This window comes from Scytonema hankhaensis NUACC26, from assembly GCF_045865695.1.
Classification (GTDB): Bacteria; Cyanobacteriota; Cyanobacteriia; order Cyanobacteriales; family Nostocaceae; genus Scytonema.
In genome coordinates this window covers 1-18,846 of the sequence record NZ_BAACAP010000248.1, presented here as the reverse complement: position 1 = coordinate 18,846, position 18,846 = coordinate 1, and the positions used below count along the sequence as shown (strand labels likewise).

The following is an 18,846-nucleotide window of genomic DNA, read 5'->3' as shown; positions in this document are numbered from 1 at the left end:
AAATCAATAACTACCATATAGGCAACACAGAGATATTATTATTAATTTTTAACATAAATTGGCTCATATATACAGAAAAAATTTTTATCGATCGCTGCATAATTTGATTGACTCGTACCTATAAATGTATATCAATCAAATTTCACATCCTCAAAGTAAATTATGTGTCCAATTTGTCCGAAATAATTTTGCGTAAATAATCAAAAAAAATGTATTAAGTAATGTAGCAATGATAACTAGAAGACAATTGATAATGGCAACTGCGGGGGTTGGAGCAGCAATTCTTGCTCCTGCAATCCTTAAAGCGAAGAGAACTCAGGCGGCTTTGTCAGATATGAAATTTACCGAGCCTTTGCCCACTCCGTTTGCAGGTTCACCACTCACCACCTTAACGATAGCGTCAAGTACGCACTCGTTCCATAGCAGTCTGGGAGAGGGATCCACGTTTGGCTATGGTGGAACTTCATACCTTGGTCCGACTTTCGAGGTCAGCAGAGGTACACAGTTGACTATGACAGCAGTTAACAATCTGGAACCGCATCCACTAGCAGGGTCAATTGATACAAGATTGCACGGCGCGTTAGAGGCTGATAAAACCAATATACGAGTGTCGCTACATTTGCATGGTAGTAACACTGCAGAAAAAAGCGATGGTTATCCAAGCGATACATTCACACCAGGACAGACCTACACCTATAACTTCGTCAACAACCAGGAAGCCGCAACACTGTGGTATCATGACCACGCCTTGGGTATCACTCGTCAGAACGTAATGAGCGGACTCGCCGGGGTCTACTTAATCAGGGACACTGACGATCCCATAGGTGGTGATGGACCGCTTGGTCTCCCTGCAGGAGCTCCTTATGAGATCCCACTAGTCCTACAAGATCGATCTTTCAACCCTGATGGCTCAATATTTTACCCTCCTGCCCCATGGCAAGTGGAATTTCTAGGTGATGTTGCTACTGTCAACGGTAAAGCGTGGCCAAATTTGAATGTAGACCGCACCGTCTATCGATTTCGGATTGTCAACGCCTCAAACGCCCGAACCTACAACCTAAAACTGTCGTCGAACCAAGCGATCGTTCAAATTGGTACTGATGCAGGGTTTTTTAACGCTCCAGTGCAACTAACTAGACTGCTGCTCGCTCCAGGCGAACGGGCGGATGTACTCATTGACTTCTCCAACAATTTGCCAAGCGACAAAATTGTTTTAGAAAATGAAGCTGCTTCACCGTTTCCCTTTGGTAGGGCTAACATCTTAACAGGTAGTACTTTTTTAACCGAAATCATGCAATTTACGGTAAACCAGGGCGCTGCCAATCCTAAGCCGATTCCTGAGAAATTGCGACTGAACAAACCACTCGTTAACATCCAGCTAATAAAGACTCAAGTGGTACGACAGCGCTATTTGACATTGGTGGAAATTGGGGGACCAACTGGAGTATCTGTGGTGCTGCTCAACAACGTCTACTGGGATGAAGCCGAGAACTACCCAGATCTGATGGAGCAACCAAAGGTGAATACAGTGGAGCAGTGGAACATCATCAACCTACAGCCAGTGGCTCACCCGTTGCATCTACATCTTGTCTCGTTCTTAATCCTCAATCGGCAAAAAATTGATACCGCTCAGTACATGAAGGCATATCTAAGTACTGGTCCTCGCAAAGTCCGCACGCACCACGAACCATTAGGTGGACCGACCGTACCAACTAGCTATCCACCTCCCGACCCCACCCCTTTTATCGTCGGTCCGGAGCGATTTCCAGCACCAAATGAGCGTGGGTGGAAAGATACGGTGATAGTCTACCCAGGCGAGATTACCCGCCTCATCGTTCCATTTGGTGCTTCTGCTGCGGAAAACATTCCCTTCGGTAACTCATTCACTGGGCGCTTTGTGTGGCACTGCCATATGCTGGAACACGAAGACAACGAGATGATGTTGCCTTTCGAGGTAATACAGTAGTTCTTTCCAACAGATGCAATGTACAACGTATAACTACAAAATGTAAATCTGCCGGAAATCCTTACCAATGACAAATGACTAATGACTAATGACGAGCCTCACTAGTTAGCTTCATTTGGGACGACTTACTTATTGAGTTGACAAGGTATTTCTCATGACACAATTTTCTGAATTCAATCCCTCTGATAACAATCAAATAGGAAATGACAACTACGACTTTAACTGTTCTTCTTGTGAGAGAGAACCTAATAACTCTTTTGCTACCAGACAATTTTTAGAATTTGGTAGTACTGCTGTATATGGAGAACTTAACAAAGAAGGAGATGTTGACTTTTTCAACTTTTCAGGTGTTGACAAAGGAAGTTTATTTACAGTAGAAATAACTTCACAGAAAGTGGATTCACTTTTAGGGTGGCTTGATGATTCTGGTAATATTCTGGCGATAAATGATGACCAAGCTGATAACAGCGTTTTATCTGTACTAACCGGAATAGTCCCAGAAAGCGGTAATCTAAATCTCGCGGTGACTGGCTTGAGGGATACTAACCTTGTAGGTAACCACTTTGAATCGGGTTCCTATACACTGTCATTGAAGACATTTACTCTCCCCGAAACTTCTCCTAACGCAACAGTTATCAATGGTAGCTTTGAAACAGGAGATTTTACGGGATGGACGACTCTAGGCGAAACGAGCATTGAAACAGCAGCGTTTGGTTCTAGTCCAACGGATAAAACTTACCAAGCTTTACTGTCAACTGCAGGCGTCACATTTGCTGACTCAATTATCGAAGATTTTTTAGGATTAGAAGCTGGAAGTCTAGATAATCTTGGCAATGGAAATGCTATTACTGGCTCTGCTATTCGCCAAACCTTCACAGCGCAAGCTGGAGACATTTTGACTTTCAATTGGAACTACCTGACGAATGAGGTGGTACCACCCGCTTTCAACGATTTTTCTTTTGTCTCAATTAATGGGCTGTCAGAACTAGCTGACAGGTTTTTCCCATCTTTTGTAACTTCTGTAACACCATTTGTTGAAGAGACTGGCTTTCAAACTTTTTCCTTTACGGTACCGATCTCCGGAACGTACTCTTTGGGAATTGGAGTTATGGATACGGGGGATAATATGTTTAATTCTGGATTATTGGTTGACAATTTTACTCTCATCTGATGTGTCAAGATTGGACATCAATACTGGTTGGTTAGGGGATGTCCAAGAAATAAATTACCCTGGAATGTGGGATGGTGCTTACAGCCCGTCCCATGCTAGTGGCGGGCTAGAAGCCCGCACCACAAGACGAAAGTTGGATATTTTTTTATTTGGAGCAATCGAATGGCGGTTCGGGAGTAATTACCAAACTACCTGTTTGCAGGAGGACGCGGTGGAATGCCCAGCGCCTCAATCAACTGTTGTTCGGTGACACCTAACTTCGCCGCTGCTGCCTTAAAATCGGGTCGAGGAGGACGCCCATTTCTCTCAGATGGATTTGGCGGATTGGCAGGCACTCCTAGCGCATCCTTTAACTGTGCTTCTGTGACTCCCAGTTTCTCGGCGGCGGCGGCAAAATCAATCCGGGGTCGCCGTCGGTGTTCGTTTGGTGGTTGGTTGGGCGCATCTGTTGCTTGTGCAATTTGATGGAATGGAACTTCGGCATTTGCCCTATCGAGTAAAGTCAAAACCAATGTGCTAGCTAGAACAGAAATTACTGTCACGACCAATTTTTGATTAATTTTCATTATTAATTTCCAAAAGATATATTGTTTACATTTCTAATTCAACCGACCCAAAATTACACTTCACCTTGCTTCTGGATTACAGTTTTGTCATTTATAGCGGTTCTTACTTGGGTGCAATACACAAAAAAGTTATGGAACCGCACCCTTCACGCGGATGCACGCGGATGAAGCCCATAGTTCAAATCACGCCATCTGAAGCCCAACATTAAAGGTTGCTGCATAGCCTTGTCCATTCTTAGCAAGCTTGAGTAACATTTGGTCGCCACCATTTTGAAAAATTCCGTCCTCAGCATTCTTCATCGTGCGCTGTCCCTTGCTAGAGTAGGGTGAGAGTGCGTACACGCGATCGCTAATCGAGTCATCAAAGTATAACTGTGACGTAAATTCAGAGCTCTGTCCTGACGTTGCATCTGTGCGGACTTTAAAGTGGATATGGGTTGCTCTACCTTGATACCAACCAGGATAAATGGTTGTAAACTGGACAGTTCCATTTGCATCCGTCACTTGATATCCACGCAAGAACTTTTTCCCAACGGTATTGAAACTCCGGTCTGTCACATCCGAATAGATACCCTGCGCGTCACAGTGCCAAATGTCCACGATCGCACCTGCTAGAGGCGTGCAGCCTGTACTACCGATCTTAGAAACCTGTAGCGTCAGTTGGAGTGGTACGCCGTCTTTCACAGAACCATCCGCCGGATCGGAGCGGATGTCGGAGCGGTTGAGCTTCTCGTCTACAAAATAAGGTCCTTCGGTCTGCTCTGGACTCACAACACACGCTGGCAAAGTAGCAAGACTAGCAGTTGATGATGCCGAGACGCCTATACTCGATAGTACCAGGGAATTGGACTTTTTAGGTACGCATCCAACGACAAGTATTGCAGTTCCGGCTGCCTTAAATAGAGTAAGTGCCTTTCTTCGACTCAAAATCCGACTTAATAGGCGATCGTTGTTTTTCATATTGCTTATCTTTCTTCAAAAGTAATGGTGTTTATATTCTGATTAAACCGAATTAAAATGACACTTGGCGTGCAAACTCAATTACAGTTTTGTAATTTTAGCCAAACGGCAATGAATGTAGAATAGAGCAATAGGTAAAGTCATGAATAATTGTGAACGTTCTGTTTGTCGAAGATGAAGCAAAAATTGCTAACTTCGTCCGTGCTGGATTGAAGGAGCAGGGATTTGTCGTAGATTACTGTGACAATGGTGATGAAGGGTATTTGCGGGCATTAGACAACGAATATGACGCGATTATCCTTGACATTATGGTACCGGGAAAAGATGGACTATCAATTCTCAAACAACTGCGGCTCAAAGGTCGGAATGCTCCCGTGATTTTATTGACGGCTCGTAACGAATTGGACGATCGCTTGTGCGGGCTGAATCTGGGAGCTGATGACTACATTGCCAAACCGTTTTTTGTGGAAGAGTTAGCAGCTCGAATTCATGCTGTTGTGCGCCGGAGTGTAGGCGAACGTCAAAATCTGCTTGTGGTTGGATCGCTCAAGCTCGATCGCATCACGCGAGAAGTTACCTGCGATCGACAGGCGATCGAACTTACTAGCCGCGAGTTTAATCTTCTAGAATATCTCATGCGTTCTCCCGGACGGGTCTTCACCCGTACCCAAATCCTAGAACACGTTTGGGGCTATGACTTTAATCCCAACACCAACGTCGTTGATGTTTGTATCCAGCGAATTCGTAAAAAAATTGACCCGATGGATGAAGTAGGCTGGATTGAAAGCATTCGAGGGGTTGGATATCGGTTTCGCAAACCAGATCCTCAATCATGAAACTGCATTCGTTTCGACTCCGGATTGCCCTATTATCCTCGGCTTTAGCTGGAAGCGCATTAGTAGGGTTTGGTGCAGTCTCCTGGTTCCAAATCTACAATGCTCAGATCGGTCGTCTCGATGCACAACTGTTTAATCAATTGATGCGAGCAACTCCGAAGTTGCCACCACGAGGAGAACCAGAGCAAGGCACTCCTCTGCGTTCACCTCAACGAGAGCGATGGCAGTTCTACAGAGATTCATTAACCTACGCTTTCGGAACAAAGACAAAAATCCCGATCGCACTGCTGGTACTTGACCATAACGGTAACACACTTTATCAATCCAACGAAGTACTTGCAGACCTCGACGTGAAGCGTCTGCTGCTTAGGCATCTTGAGTTGACTCCTCTACCACCGTTTCCTAAACGTCCACCACCGCCAAAACCTGAGAGTACAAATCCATCTGCCTTTGCACCACCCTCGATCCGCCCGCCTCAACCTCGATTCGTCACTCAACAGACGGCAACAGAAACCTGGCGGATTGGGGCAGCTAAATTTCCCAATACTCGGGTTGCTATTGCCGTTAGTTTGCAAGCCGTCAATCAAGAGATGGCTACCATTCGCAATATCTTCTTTGTTTCAATTCCGGGAGCGCTCTTGCTCATTGCCTCTGGCGCATGGTTGGTTTCCGGTCATGCCTTGCGTCCTATCAATCAATTAACAGGTGTTATTCAACAAGTGACCGTTAAAGGTCTAGATCGGCGGATTCCTATTGGTGCAACAGATGTTGAATTTATCGAACTGATTCAGGTGTTTAACCAGATGCTGGAACGTCTGGAACGCAGTTTTACACAAGCCTCTCGCTTCAGTGCTGACGCTGCTCACGAACTGAAAACGCCACTGACCATTCTGCAAGGTGAACTGGAACGAACGTTACAACAGGTTGACCCAGGATCGGAAGTGCAACAGCGCTTAAGCAATATGTTGGATGAGGTACACCGCCTGAGTGGAATTATGCGGAAACTCTTGCTATTGTCTCTGGCAGATGCGGGACAAATGAGCTTGTATCTAGTTGAAGTGGATATGTCTGAGTTGCTTATCGAGATGGTAGAAGATGTGGAACTGCTGGCTCCTCACCTAAGCGTACAAACTGATGTCGCTGATGGATTATGCCTCAAAGGCGATCGCGATCTCCTCATTCAAGTTCTGCAAAACCTGTTGAGTAATGCTATCAAATATAATCTCGCTAACGGTTGGATAAAGATTCACGCTCATCAAACTCAAACAACTCTCTACGTCACGATTGCTAATGCTTCAATTGACATTCCATCGAGCGAGCGATCGCATATCTTTGACCGATTCTATCGCGGCGACCCCTCACGTACCCGCAAGGTAGAAGGCATCGGACTGGGACTCAGTTTATCCCGTGAAATTGCTAGATCGCATCGTGGCGACCTCACCCTTGACTCAACAGCGTCGTGTCAAACAGCGTTTACCCTCATTCTGCCGATTTTACAATGAAGATAACTGAAACTTATTGAGAAGTTTCGGCAGGGGCGTGAGGCTTTGCTGGTAGACACAAATCAACAATCACCAAGTCTGGGTGATATCTTTCAACTTGCTGATACGCCGTTTGAGCATCCTGGGCTGTGAGAATTTCTGTTTGGGGGTATTTCTCTTTTAGCACTGGAACTGTACCTTGAAGAATTGCTTCATGGTCGTCCACAACTAAAAATTTTTGCAAAATTTGCTTTGGCTCTCGACTCATGGCTGGTGTAATTTCTAATATTTTCATTTTAAGTTGATGCCAGTACCCATCTGATGCTTAGGAACTGGAGATTTACGAACATTAAAGTTTGAAAGTACCCGCAGCAATTAAAGCGATAGTGGCTTCTGCATCTAGTGGTTTAGAGAATAAGTACCCTTGTGCGTATTCGCATCCCAAGGCTCGAAGTATAGTCAATTGTTCTACTGTCTCCACACCTTCTGCAATTACATTCAATTCCAAATTGTGCGCTAAGGTGACTATTGAGCGAACTATATCTGATTTTTTCCCATTCACCCCCATGCCACTGACAAAAGAACGGTCAATCTTCAAAGTGTTAAGAGGAAGGCTGTGCAGATAACTATAACTGGAATATCCCGTTCCAAAATCATCAATGCACACTTGTATCTTTCTTTTTTGCAATTGTTCGAGGACAAGAGCCGCTTCTTGGGCGTTGTTTACAAGCATACTCTCTGTAATCTCTATCTTGAAATTTTCTCCACTCAATCCAACTACTAAAAGAAGCTCGTCAATGACCTTTATCAAATCTGGTTGGGTGATCTGAATACCGGACAAATTCACGCTCATTGAAAGTCCCTTGCAGTCAGAAAACTGCTTCTGCCATAAACTTAACTGTTGGCAAGCTTCTTGTAATATCCATTGACCAATAGGGACAATGATCCCCGTTTCTTCTGCTAGTGGAATAAACTCAGTTGGAGAAACCATGCCTTTAGTGGGATGTCGCCATCTGACAAGCGCTTCTAAACTTACAATCAACCCAGTTTCTAACGATATGATCGGCTGATAATTTAAATACAATTGTTGAGATTTCAGCGCCAGTTGCAGGTCGTTTTCTAATTGTAGGCGAGCAATGGCACGCTGCTGCATATCTTGATTAAATACAACTGTACCATCTCGCCCCTGCACCTTTGCATAATGCATTGCAATGTCCGCTGCCCGTACAAAGTCTTCCGGTTGGTCGTAACCAATGCTACTATAAACAATACCAATGTTGGTCGTAGATGACTCTACAGGAGGATTGAGGTTAAAAGGCGATTTCATCACTTCATGGATGCGCTTTGCACTCAATACTGCATCCTGAAAGTTTTGTAGATCTGCAAGCAAGATAGCAAATTCGTCTGACCCCACTTGTGCTAACACATCCATAGGTGTTAAACACGTTTTCAGACGGCGAATTGCTTCAAGCAGTAATTTATCGCTCTGGCAATGACCTAGGCTGTATTTGACTATTTGGTAGTGGTCTAAGTTAAGATATAGTACGGCGAATGAATAGTCAGAGCGAGCGAGCGAGCGATTAATACATTGACGCAAACTTTTCAAAAATTTGACATGGTTGGGTAAACCTGTCAAAGCGTCATAAAATGCCTGATACTCTAGTTGTTCTAGAGCTTGTCTTAGCTTGACAGTGCGCTCTTCAACTTTGTTTTCTAATTCTTCCTTAGCCCGCCGTAGTGCAGTTTCTGCTTGTCGGCGTTGGTGGTCAACTTGGTTGAGGAAATGAGCATTCCACCAGATTAACACCGCGAAAAATATAACATTTAAAATGCTCAGTAGAGAAATTCCTAATTCAGCCGTGTAGATTTGCGCTCGGTATCCTGATAAAGCTAACCCACACGCTACTGGCGGAACCAAAATTGCCGCCGGCAGTATACGCTGAGCGATCGCTCCACCAACATGATGGCTGACAACCACTGCAACGATTCCTTGATTCGGACTAGCAAACAAAATGCTTAGGCTCAACAGGATAAATGCAACAGCCGTGTGCAAAGCCATTGATGTAATCGAGCCAAATCGGTAAAAGTAGGCATTGCCATAAAAATATCCTAGTAGTCCCAGAAAAGCAATCAGAAATACCACTAACGCCAAGACTTGAGAAGCTTGCCAGTTAGGATGACGGATAAAAAGCAGTAGCAAGGCACAGCCAAGCAAGACGAAAGTCATAGCGGTGTGAACTGCCATTCGTCCTGGAGCGGCATCATTCAGCGGGTCAATTGGGGTTTTAAACAGGAGTTGGTCAATATGGAAGTCTTGGTTAAAGCCGTACTCAATCACAGTCAAAAAACCGATCGCAAGGACGATGAGGGCACAGGCTTGAGCAGTACGCCTAATTATTTGATTTGACGCTCGCCGATGCCACAATTTTAGAGCAGAGCCTGCTAAAATCAAACCTATTGCTGTGTTAGCTTTCATAGCTACTAGTCCTGGGAAGACACTTTTGAGAACTGGAACGTCAAAAATCCATCCCAAGATGACAGTCATCCCAATCAAAACCGCGCTGACACAAGCATTTTTAGAAAAAGACTGGAGCGAAGTTGTTAAAGATGAAGACTTTGGATCTGGTGGGAATTTATAAATATCCATAGGTAAACGATTTGATTGGGCATTGTCTCTTGCAGTCGGATGGCTTGTCCCGTGGAATATCTCTATGGTTGTAGTAGGGCGGCGGCGCGTTCAACAGTAATGACATCTAACTGATTGAAAGGGTAGTTCAGACCGAGAAAGTCAATAATGATGGTAGTGTTAAATATCATGTTGTTCAAATAACTTTATTAGGTATGTGGCAAAGAATGGTTAGTTGAGCATTTCTTATCTCCTCAGAGATCCCGATTTCAAATGGGTGATTCAGCAGGAAGTATTCCTTGGCATCATCTTACAGGATGCCTTATTGGTTATCGGTATTACAACGATGAGTATACGTAAATATTTATAAAACAAGTTGGATGTGCCCGTGTAAATACTGTTTAAACTTGGAGAGCATTCCGGTTGCCACAAAACAAAACGGTGGATTATCTGTGTATTGTTTGAGACAGTATTTTAGATTTACCATGCCTGTTGATTTTCATCGCCCAACTGCTGTTGCTCCTGTATCACAACTTACATCTGACGTAATACAGTCAGCGCCGCCAAAATTCCTACAAAAAACTAGTGATTCTACTGAGAATAAGGGTTATTTAGTTGCAAGTTTTAAAAATTTTACAGATTCACCAATAATACCTAAATTATCGTGAATAAAATGGTTTTTTTCTTGTCTTCTTTCAATATGCTCCCAGCAAAACTTGTGAAATTCTTGCATAGTGTTCCCTACTTACACAAGAAAACTTTAATAAGTTTAGTAAGTTCAGCTTAACTTGCTAAAGTTTTCATTTATCTCAGGAGTTTTTGTACTAAAATAACAGCATCGCCAGAGTCTCGTATTTGTAACTGTGGTAGAGCCTTTACAGCTAAAGCTTGAATATCAGTACTTCGATCTGTCATGATAAAAATCCTCTTGATAGTTTGTAGGGCTTATACATGGATGTAAGTTTGATTGTGTGCATTAAGCCCTGAGTGACATAACTACAATACTGTTGCTGAAGCTAGGAATGCTACGTTACTTTAGGAAAAGTGCTTTCCAATTTTGGAATATATTGCTACACCCGTGTAGAATTAGTTATCCAACTATCAAACAGTGTCGTTATTTTCTGTCAGCCATGAATTTATCATCCCGATACTTGTAAGTTTAAAGAAGAAAGGAAAGGTGCGATCGCCCTTGGCGCAAGCTATACCCAGCTTATAGCGAAGCGCAAGCCGTACTCGGCTTATCGTACCTTTCCTTTTTTTGTAACCAAATTATATTGAGGACGGGTTTAATTGTTCACACCGTTTCACTGCGAGCATCTGCTAATATGACATCACTTGCTTTTTCGCTAATCATATAGATAGGTGTGAGCAAAAAGTAGCCAGGAATGCGCGGGAAAACGGAAGCATCTACAACCCGCAGATTTTGAGTGCCGTGAACGCGGAAGTTACTGTCAACCACAGCCATTGCGTCTTCTCGAAGACCCATCTTATTGCTACACGAAGCATGGTGACCCCACGCCTCGTTTGCCGCAAAATTGGCAATCTCATTGCGTGACTTGACTGTCGGACCTGGAACTACTTCGTCTTGGGTAATATCCTCAATGTGTGCGTTCATCCGACGTACAAATTCAACACCTTCGACAAGTGCTGCCATATCGTCGTCTTCGGTTTCATTACCGTCAGCAAAATAACGGAAGTTAACGTCGGGTACATCTCGTGGGTCAGCCGAGCGTAGATTTACGCTTCCCGCACGATTGCCCGTGTACGCTTTCAGAATCAGCCAGGTGAATTGGTTCGGTTGGTTAACGACCTGAGAGTAACCAGGGTAATAGCCTCGGAACGAGCCTGCAACATTAAAGATAAAAAGATCGGGTTCAGGGCGTTCCTTGGCACGTGCCGCTTCTGACTTTCGCATATTACCGATAACTGTATAGTTGCTGGTGTAAATTCCCCGTCCTTGTGCCCACTCAGTTAGACATGGATCTGACGGCTGTCCTGGTTTGCAATCCTTTAGGAGTGTCAAATCCGAGTCTAATTGCGTCACTACACTAATTTCATAACGGTCTTGTAAATTCTTGCCAACACCTGGAAGATCGACGACTGGAGTAATGCCGTGACTATGCAGTTCATCTGCTGAACCAATTCCAGAAAGCTTTAGAATCTGAGGACTATTGAAAGCACCTGCTGCTATAATCACTTCACGAGAAGCGAGCATCTTCTTTCTTGGTTCGGGTTCTGGTCGATCGGCAACAGCCTGTGGATCGGCGCGGTAGAGATGCGAGCCTTCAAGATACTCAACACCGATTGCCTTTGTACCATCAAATAATATGCGTGTTACTAGAGTATTGGTTTTAACAATCAAATTGTTAGGAATTTCAGCTACAGTTTCCCGGATGAGGTCACGCGGACCCCGTCGCCGACCATTTCGAGTAGAGGTTGGGATATTGTAAAGACCCTCAATTCCCCCGACGTTGACTGGCCATGCGTTCGGATCGAGATCCTTACGGAAAAAAGAATCGAGTACCCCTTCGGGACCCACCTCACTTACTGCTGAGTCTAAAATACGTTGAAGATTGGTATCCTCAGCAAACAGCTTAGGGTCAGGAACTTCTGTTGTTAACCAGCCATCAAAGCCATGACGTGTCAAATTATCATTTGAACCCTTTGGTCGCTCGACATAGCCGCACTGCTCAAGTCGCTCAAAGTACTTCCGCATATTCTCAGCACGCCAACTAGAATCACCTCTGAGTTCTGCAATATACTCCCAGTCAGCGTTGTTCGGATAGACCATAATCATGGCACTGTGTATAGTGCATCCACCAAGCGCACCTACTCTCGGATACAAAATACCACCTTTGTCAAGGACATACTTGCTATCGCGTTGTTGGCGTGCATCGTCAGTGTAGTGTCGGACAAAGTAGTCCCATCGCACCCTTGGGTCTTCAGTAACGAGCGGATTGAAAAGCGGTACCGATGCGAGGTCATCACCATCAGTACCACCAGCCTCAATCAAGACCACCTTATGCCCAGCCCTTGCAAGATTGACGGCAAGAGGACCACCACCTGCACCCGATCCAACTACTATGTATTCAATAGGTGTTGACGGGCTGACAGGAATAGCTTTGCGAGGATGAGTTAATGAGGTAACTATACCAGTGGAGAATAGAGTAGCATTTTGAAGAAAGCTGCGACGGCTGTAAGGCTTGTAAATCATAAACTCCTCATGTAGTGATTCAGGAAATCTTTGCGATAATTCCAGGACTTAAGCATTGACAAAAATCTGATTATGTAAATCAGACTTATTTGCTGCCCTTTCTTCTCTAATTAGGTGCAAGCAAAATCAACTTATGCATGAGTGAGATAGAAAATAGAACTACAGTACTTTTCCTAAATTTATGTCCATGCGTAAACCATATTTTCTACTCAATTTAATAAAAATAGATTTGATTAAACCATACATCGCCAAGTCAGGAAATAAGGGCAGATAAGGTCGATCGAATACCTGGACTGATGAGATCGATATTAAATTGGTGGATGTAGTGAGATGTTTTCTCTACTAAACCTTCAGGCTCGGTCTGTAATTGGAAATGTAGATAAGAGGGCGGGCGAGGACGCCCACCCTACAAGATGTGGTCTATTTACCTCAAAATGGCTGTAATAGATCTCTCTCTTCTTACCTGGAGCGTACTCTGCGTCTGTTGCGGTTAAATAGAAGCAATCATTATGGTATAAATGGTATAAAGAGTTGAGAAATAAGAGTGAAAGCTGAACCAAGGTACTATCAAAACCGGAAGTCGCTGCCATCTATTTCTAAAGCAGAACTCTTAACAGGGCGCTGTGGTGCGATTGGCTTTGCCATCGCTCCTTTGGCGATTGGGCGGAGCGCAAGCCTTACAGCGATCGCAACTTTTATCGCAATTAGCCCTGTCAGCGCACAAATCGTTCCAGATAATTCACTTCCAGTCAACTCCAGCGTTACGCCCTCATGCTCGGTTTGTACGATAGAGGGGGGAACTGTTCGGGGTGCTAATCTGTTCCACAGTTTCCACCAGTTTTCCGTACCTACAGGTGGGGAGGCTTTCTTCAATAATCCCATCCAAATTCAGAATATCCTCACTCGCGTCACAGGGCAATCGATTTCCAATATTGATGGGTTGATTCGAGCAAACGGTACAGCCAACGTGTTTCTACTCAATCCCAATGGCATAATTTTTGGACCAAATGCAAGGGTTAATATTGGCGGTTCCTTTTTTGGCAGTACGGCGACTCATCTCAAATTTGCCGATGGAAGTGAGTTTAGTGCTATTAATCCTTCTGCACCACCTTTACTAACGATAAATCTGACTCCAGGAATGCAGTGGGGAACGAGTACGCCAGGGGCGACGATTACTAGTCGGGGAAATTTAGCGGCGGGGGAAGACCTAACGTTAGTTGCTGACAAACTCGATTTACAAGGACAACTGTATGCAGGTAGAGATTTAACCCTCAAAGCAAAAGATACAGCAATTTTAAGCGATCGCGCAACGCAACCGTTTCAAGCACAAGCTCAGAGACATCTGGCAATTGAGGGGGAAAAATCTCTTGAAATACTCGCACTTTCACCGACTGTAACACCGTTGGTGAGTGGGGGAAATATGAGTTTAAAAAGCGATGGCATTTTGACTCTAGATGCGCGTGCGAGCAGTGGTGGGAGTTTTTCGCTTCAAGGTGTATCGGGAGGAAGAACAAATTGGGTGAGTCAATATGACCCGATTATCAGTGCAAATGGAGATGTGGATATAGCCGCGTCTTATGAAGGACCATCGCTGTTAGTGGAAGCTTTGGGTAATATTCGCTTTCAGGGCGAGCTGAAAATTACAGCCCCCGATACGGGAGTCTTGCCACCAGGAGCGGATACAGCGACTCTCAGTACAAGTACGGCATTAATTCTGCGTTCGGGGCAAAGTACTCTCGCTTATGGAGGTGTAAATTCTGGCTCAGTTAAAGCTGGTGACAGTGGAAGTGTGCCAAGGGGAATTACCATAGGTGGAAATGTTATCTTACAACCGTTTAATGGAGCAGAGGGGATAGTTAACTTATTGGCTACATCAGGGGATACCAGTACCCGCTCAATTAACACTCATGGAGGAGCGATAAATATTAACAGTGCTGGATCAATTACCACTCATGGACAAACTTTGGATACTAGTAATGGTAACAAAAATGGGGGCGCAATTACTCTGAATGCTGCCAAGGGGGACATAAACACTGGCAATTTGAACTCTTCGTCTCGAGGAGATTCTCAAAATGCAGGGAATGGAGGCGCAATGAGTCTCAGTGCTGCTAATGGCAACATAAATACTGGTAATTTGAACGCCGCATCTGAATCTAATTCTGGGAGTGCGGGAAATGGAGGTGCGATCGCCCTTAGTGCCGACAAGGACATTTTGACCGGAGAGATAATCTCTGGCGTTACTGTTGGTAATGGGAGTGGCAATATGACAATAAATACGAGCCGTTTCAGTGTTTCTAACGGTGCTGTAGTAGATGCACGGACAACTCTCAATGGTTCGGGAGGAGCAGTCAAGGTAAATGCAAATACGTTTGAGGTAACATCAGGCGGGCAGTTAAGTGCCATCGCAACTGGTACGGGAAATGCAGGGAATATTACACTCAATGTCACCGATAATGCGATCGTATCTGGTAGCGATCCCACTTACACTCAAAGGCTCGCTCAATTCGGTTCGACAACTGATATTTATGGCAAACTTAAAGTCAGCAATATCGATCCAGCAAGTAGCATAACTGTCAGCAGTACTGGATCGGGAAGTGCAGGGAACTTGGAAGTACAAGCCGGAACTTTGAGTTTGGATCGTGGAGCAACCCTCAGATCTGATACCTCTGGTGGTGAAGGCAATATTAATCTCAAGTCTGGCAATTTAATACTACGTCGAGGTAGCAGCATTAGTACCAACGCCACCGGCTCGGCAACAGGCGGTAACATCTTGATTGATACTGACAACTTAGTTGCTGTCTCTAGAGAAAACAGTGATATCAGTACCAATGCAATTGAAAGCTTTGGCGGTCAAGTGACAGTCAATGCCAAGGGTATTTTTGGCATCCAGTTTCGCGAACAACCGAGCTTCAACAGCGATATTACAGCGAGTTCCGAACGAGGTTTTCAATTCCAAGGCAGTGTGACGCTGAAGACTCCTGACATTGACCAAAGCTTGGGCTTGGCCGATTTGCCCGCAAACCTTATCGATCCTTCACAACTAATTGCCAATAGTTGCATGAGGCGAAATCATCAAACATCAGGAGAATTCATCATCACGGGAAATGGAGGTTTGCCAGTGATGCCAGACGATCCCCTGGTTGCATCTTATCAGACTTATCAGTTACCCACTGCCCGCAGTGCAAGTGTTTCAACACGACAACAGAATGCGTCGCGAAGCGCAAGCCGTACCCGGCTTATCGCTCCTGACAACACTGTGACTGACAACAAGCACAAACTCCCTACACCTGCGCCATTGGTGGAAGCTAACAGATGGATCTACAGTCCAAATCGGGAAGTGATTCTCATCTCTGATGCATCTGCTGTTGCTCCTTTTGGTTCAAAGTCCATGACGACTAACTGTTCTGGTTCAACAATTGATTTTCCGAAATTGGAAAACTAATTTCCTGGCTTGACGATGTATGTCTAATTCAATTTATTTATCAAGCACTCCTCCATATCGCCTAAACTAAAATTGAAATATAAGTCACCATTAGGTGTAATATCAATGCCCAACGTTTTCATCAATCCTAAGACAGATTTTGCTTTCAAAAAAATCTTTGGTTCTAAACAAAGCAAAGATATTTTGATGAGTTTTTTGAATGCGATTCTTTACAACGAGCAAGATACCATTCAAGATTTAGTGATTCTCGATCCCTATCAAGCACCTCGAATTAAGGGAATTAAAGACTCTTATTTAGATGTAAAAGCCACCCTACTTGATGGCAAAACTGTAATTATTGAAATGCAAGTATTAAATGTTTTAGGCTTTGAAAAACGAGTGTTATATAATGCAGCCAAAGCCTTTTCAATTCAACTGGGAGTAGGAGAAGACTACACATTACTCAATCCAGTCATTGCATTAACAATTACGGATTTTGAGATGTTTGCAGGCAATGACAAGGTAATTTCCCGCTATCGTTTAAAAGAAAAAGACGATTTGACAGATTACAGTGATGATATAGAATTGGTGTTCGTGGAATTACCCAAGTTTACCAAAGAACTAGATGATTTAGAATCATTAGTAGACAAATGGTTATATTTTTTGAAAGCCGCCAATAAACTAGAAACAGTACCAGTGAAGATGGGAGAAATTCCGGCGATTAATCATGCGTTTTTGGTGGCACAACAAAGTAAATTGAGCCGCAAAGAATTGGAAGTGTTGGAGAAGCGTGAGATGTTTTTACATGATAACCGCAATGCCATTTTGAAAGCACGGCAAGAAGGAAGAGAGGAAGGAAGAGAGGAAGGGCGACTTGAAGGAGGAAAAAGCAAAGCACTGGAGATAGCGCGATCGCTATTAGATTTGTTAGATGCAGAAACAATTGCCCAGAAAACGGGTTTGACTGTAGCAGAAGTCCAACAGTTGAAGCAGTGAGCAGCGATCGGGTATGGACAGTAGGGCAAAAATTTAGGCAAAGTTGGGTAAAGCTAGGTAACTTGAGACTCTGCCCAAGCTTCTAAAAATTCTCTTACCCAAGCGCCATAAGGCTGCTCATGATGCTTGACTCGATCGATAGCGTCAAGTACCCATTGTTCAACAGTGACAGACATCTGCTTTCTGGTAGACATATGTCTGTAATCGATTCGGATCGCGTAACCGCCTCGCGAGTAAACACCACTCACAATAGATTGTAAATTTACAGTTATGACCTCAAGCGGTTCTTTAAGCGGTAGTAAAAATTCAGGAATTGGCTCACGCATTGTAAAGGCATATAAATCAGCTTTGGGGCGGCGATCGCACTGACTAACCACAATGCGATAATCAGTTATGAGACCGTAGCCTTTCATTGCCATAGGTTCATCTGCAAGGAAGCAAGTCTATTTCAACCAAATGAGACATACTTCCTAGAATCGCATGACGTTTTTCTTCGTAAACCGAACGTCCCTTACCAATGCGTTTATTCTTAGGCGATAAAACTTCAATGACTGTAATTACAGCATCTGTTCGGTGTTTCCCTCACTTCCAAGTATCGTTCTGTGATTGATTTTAACTGTTCTAGCGGGAGTTCCACGCTTAACAAAAATGAACTTTCCAAAATTGGAAAATGAATTTCCTCTGTTGACGATGTGTGTTGAATGAAGTCTGTCTATTGTAATAGAGTACAACAAATGAAGGCAAACATCATCCGCCTTGTCCAAAATTTTGCACTACAAAGCTCAAAATGAGATTAGTTCAAAAGCTTGGTTACTCCTGAGAACTCTCAACTCAGTTCGTTCTTACACATCTGTTGAAGTCACGCCGCAAATAGAACCTCACTTGGGTGCTGATGACTTTTCCCCACAGGTTATTCCTGCTTACTCAGCCAAAAAAGTCTTTGAACAGCTAAGCAAAGAAAACAAATCTTACAGCAACTTCCTGTATAAAGAAGCGATGCTGAATCCCACTAATGTTCATGATAAAGCTGATAATTTTGAAGCGCCCATTGTGCAAAAATTCCGCAAAAATAGAAATCTCCAACAAGAGACAGGTTTTCGTTCTTTGGGAAATGAACAATACTTCTACATTGCTCGTCCCCTAGAAGTGACTAGTTCTAGTTGCTTGAGATGTCATATAGCAATCCTAAATGAGTTGTAAAAAAAGCGGGTCATACATAAACATTTTTGGAAAATCAAAGATTTGATGGTGAGTAACCAATTCAAATAATCTTTTGACATGAGAAAATGATTTACACAAATGATAAAACTCTCTCACCAACTTTTTAGCGTATAACCAAATATCTTCTACAGGGTTTTGTGTAGGGTCATTAGGAGCGCTCTCGTATACAAGTCACTTTCCATTCATCTTCATTTAAGCCCTGATTAATAGCATCTAAATAAGCCTTAAACTCAGATGAACGATGGTAACTAGCTCCATCCCAAATCAAAGCAATACGACTCTGGGGGTACTGAGAGAGTAAATATTTTACGAAGGCGATCGCATTTTTAGAGTCACCTTTTTTACATGGTTTTACTAGAAATTCTGGTGTATAATAGTTGAGAGCACC

15 protein-coding genes are annotated in these 18,846 nt (G+C 43.7%); 7 read left to right on the top strand and 8 right to left on the bottom strand.

Features of this window, described 5'->3' with window-relative positions; genetic code table 11:
• The first annotated feature begins 229 nt into the window (after positions 1–229).
• On the top strand, positions 230–1,966 hold the full coding sequence (locus tag ACKTT2_RS45360) for a multicopper oxidase family protein (RefSeq protein ID WP_407899094.1): 1,737 nt from the start codon (positions 230–232) through the stop codon (positions 1,964–1,966).
• 154 nt (positions 1,967–2,120) lie between these two features.
• A complete protein-coding gene (locus ACKTT2_RS45355) occupies positions 2,121–3,137 on the top strand; it encodes a hypothetical protein (protein ID WP_407899092.1) in 1,017 nt (338 codons plus the stop codon).
• A 188-nt stretch (positions 3,138–3,325) separates the two neighbouring features.
• On the opposite strand, the gene ACKTT2_RS45350 is transcribed toward ACKTT2_RS45355, so the two are convergent.
• Positions 3,326–3,703, bottom strand: coding sequence for a hypothetical protein (locus tag ACKTT2_RS45350; RefSeq protein ID WP_407899090.1), 378 nt, complete (start codon positions 3,701–3,703; stop codon positions 3,326–3,328).
• 183 nt (positions 3,704–3,886) lie between these two features.
• The gene (locus ACKTT2_RS45345) at positions 3,887–4,663 is read right to left on the bottom strand and encodes an intradiol ring-cleavage dioxygenase (protein WP_407899088.1); all 777 of its coding nucleotides are present in this window, start codon (positions 4,661–4,663) and stop codon (positions 3,887–3,889) included.
• 152 nt (positions 4,664–4,815) lie between these two features.
• Here ACKTT2_RS45345 and ACKTT2_RS45340 point away from each other — a divergent pair, with 152 nt between their 5' ends.
• The gene (locus ACKTT2_RS45340; RefSeq protein WP_407899086.1) at positions 4,816–5,499 is read left to right on the top strand and encodes a response regulator transcription factor; all 684 of its coding nucleotides are present in this window, start codon (positions 4,816–4,818) and stop codon (positions 5,497–5,499) included.
• Entirely contained in the window at positions 5,496–7,001 is a 1,506-nt protein-coding gene (locus ACKTT2_RS45335; protein WP_407899084.1) for a sensor histidine kinase, read from the top strand. The genes ACKTT2_RS45340 and ACKTT2_RS45335 overlap by 4 nt, the downstream gene beginning before the upstream one ends.
• Positions 7,002–7,014: 13 nt before the next feature.
• Here ACKTT2_RS45335 and ACKTT2_RS45330 read toward each other — a convergent pair whose 3' ends face one another.
• The 3 genes from ACKTT2_RS45330 to ACKTT2_RS45320 form a co-directional block, all read right to left on the bottom strand.
• Positions 7,015–7,275: a response regulator gene (locus tag ACKTT2_RS45330; RefSeq protein ID WP_407899082.1), complete on the bottom strand. Its 261-nt coding sequence runs from the start codon at positions 7,273–7,275 to the stop codon at positions 7,015–7,017.
• Positions 7,276–7,329: 54 nt separating this feature from the next.
• Complete coding sequence (locus ACKTT2_RS45325) at positions 7,330–9,627, bottom strand: putative bifunctional diguanylate cyclase/phosphodiesterase (RefSeq protein WP_407899080.1); 2,298 nt, start codon at positions 9,625–9,627, stop codon at positions 7,330–7,332.
• Between the two features lie 1,273 nt (positions 9,628–10,900).
• Positions 10,901–12,820 (bottom strand): GMC family oxidoreductase, encoded by a 1,920-nt coding sequence (locus tag ACKTT2_RS45320; protein ID WP_407899077.1) that lies wholly within the window; start codon positions 12,818–12,820, stop codon positions 10,901–10,903.
• Between the two features lie 544 nt (positions 12,821–13,364).
• Here ACKTT2_RS45320 and ACKTT2_RS45315 point away from each other — a divergent pair.
• Both ACKTT2_RS45315 and ACKTT2_RS45310 read left to right on the top strand, forming a co-directional pair.
• On the top strand, positions 13,365–16,262 hold the full coding sequence (locus tag ACKTT2_RS45315) for a two-partner secretion domain-containing protein (protein ID WP_407899075.1): 2,898 nt from the start codon (positions 13,365–13,367) through the stop codon (positions 16,260–16,262).
• A gap of 105 nt (positions 16,263–16,367) precedes the next feature.
• The gene (locus tag ACKTT2_RS45310) at positions 16,368–17,237 is read left to right on the top strand and encodes an Rpn family recombination-promoting nuclease/putative transposase (RefSeq protein WP_407899073.1); all 870 of its coding nucleotides are present in this window, start codon (positions 16,368–16,370) and stop codon (positions 17,235–17,237) included.
• Between the two features lie 53 nt (positions 17,238–17,290).
• Here the strand turns inward: ACKTT2_RS45310 and ACKTT2_RS45305 are convergent, their stop codons facing one another.
• Positions 17,291–17,656: a DUF4058 family protein gene (locus ACKTT2_RS45305; protein ID WP_407899071.1), complete on the bottom strand. Its 366-nt coding sequence runs from the start codon at positions 17,654–17,656 to the stop codon at positions 17,291–17,293.
• Positions 17,657–17,660: 4 nt separating this feature from the next.
• Positions 17,661–17,756, bottom strand: coding sequence for a DUF4058 family protein (locus ACKTT2_RS45300; RefSeq protein WP_407899339.1), 96 nt, complete (start codon positions 17,754–17,756; stop codon positions 17,661–17,663).
• A 237-nt stretch (positions 17,757–17,993) separates the two neighbouring features.
• Between ACKTT2_RS45300 and ACKTT2_RS45295 the strand changes: the two genes are divergently transcribed.
• Positions 17,994–18,437, top strand: coding sequence for a Tll0287-like domain-containing protein (locus tag ACKTT2_RS45295; protein ID WP_407899069.1), 444 nt, complete (start codon positions 17,994–17,996; stop codon positions 18,435–18,437).
• Between the two features lie 169 nt (positions 18,438–18,606).
• Here ACKTT2_RS45295 and ACKTT2_RS45290 read toward each other — a convergent pair.
• Positions 18,607–18,846: transposase domain-containing protein (locus tag ACKTT2_RS45290; RefSeq protein WP_500691430.1), on the bottom strand; the 240-nt coding region annotated here is incomplete at its 5' end.

Excerpts from the sequence above, each read along its gene's own strand:
- ACKTT2_RS45345 (WP_407899088.1), bottom strand. The coding sequence starts at position 4,663 with ATGAAAAACAACGATCGCCTATTAAGTCGGATTTTGAGTCGAAGAAAG.
- ACKTT2_RS45355 (WP_407899092.1), top strand. The coding sequence starts at position 2,121 with ATGACACAATTTTCTGAATTCAATCCCTCTGATAACAATCAAATAGGA.
- ACKTT2_RS45350 (WP_407899090.1), bottom strand. The coding sequence starts at position 3,703 with ATGAAAATTAATCAAAAATTGGTCGTGACAGTAATTTCTGTTCTAGCT.
- ACKTT2_RS45330 (WP_407899082.1), bottom strand. The coding sequence starts at position 7,275 with ATGAAAATATTAGAAATTACACCAGCCATGAGTCGAGAGCCAAAGCAA.
- ACKTT2_RS45320 (WP_407899077.1), bottom strand. The coding sequence starts at position 12,820 with ATGATTTACAAGCCTTACAGCCGTCGCAGCTTTCTTCAAAATGCTACT.
- ACKTT2_RS45310 (WP_407899073.1), top strand. The coding sequence starts at position 16,368 with ATGCCCAACGTTTTCATCAATCCTAAGACAGATTTTGCTTTCAAAAAA.
- ACKTT2_RS45335 (WP_407899084.1), top strand. The coding sequence starts at position 5,496 with ATGAAACTGCATTCGTTTCGACTCCGGATTGCCCTATTATCCTCGGCT.
- ACKTT2_RS45305 (WP_407899071.1), bottom strand. The coding sequence starts at position 17,656 with ATGGCAATGAAAGGCTACGGTCTCATAACTGATTATCGCATTGTGGTT.
- ACKTT2_RS45360 (WP_407899094.1), top strand. The coding sequence starts at position 230 with ATGATAACTAGAAGACAATTGATAATGGCAACTGCGGGGGTTGGAGCA.
- ACKTT2_RS45325 (WP_407899080.1), bottom strand. The coding sequence starts at position 9,627 with ATGGATATTTATAAATTCCCACCAGATCCAAAGTCTTCATCTTTAACA.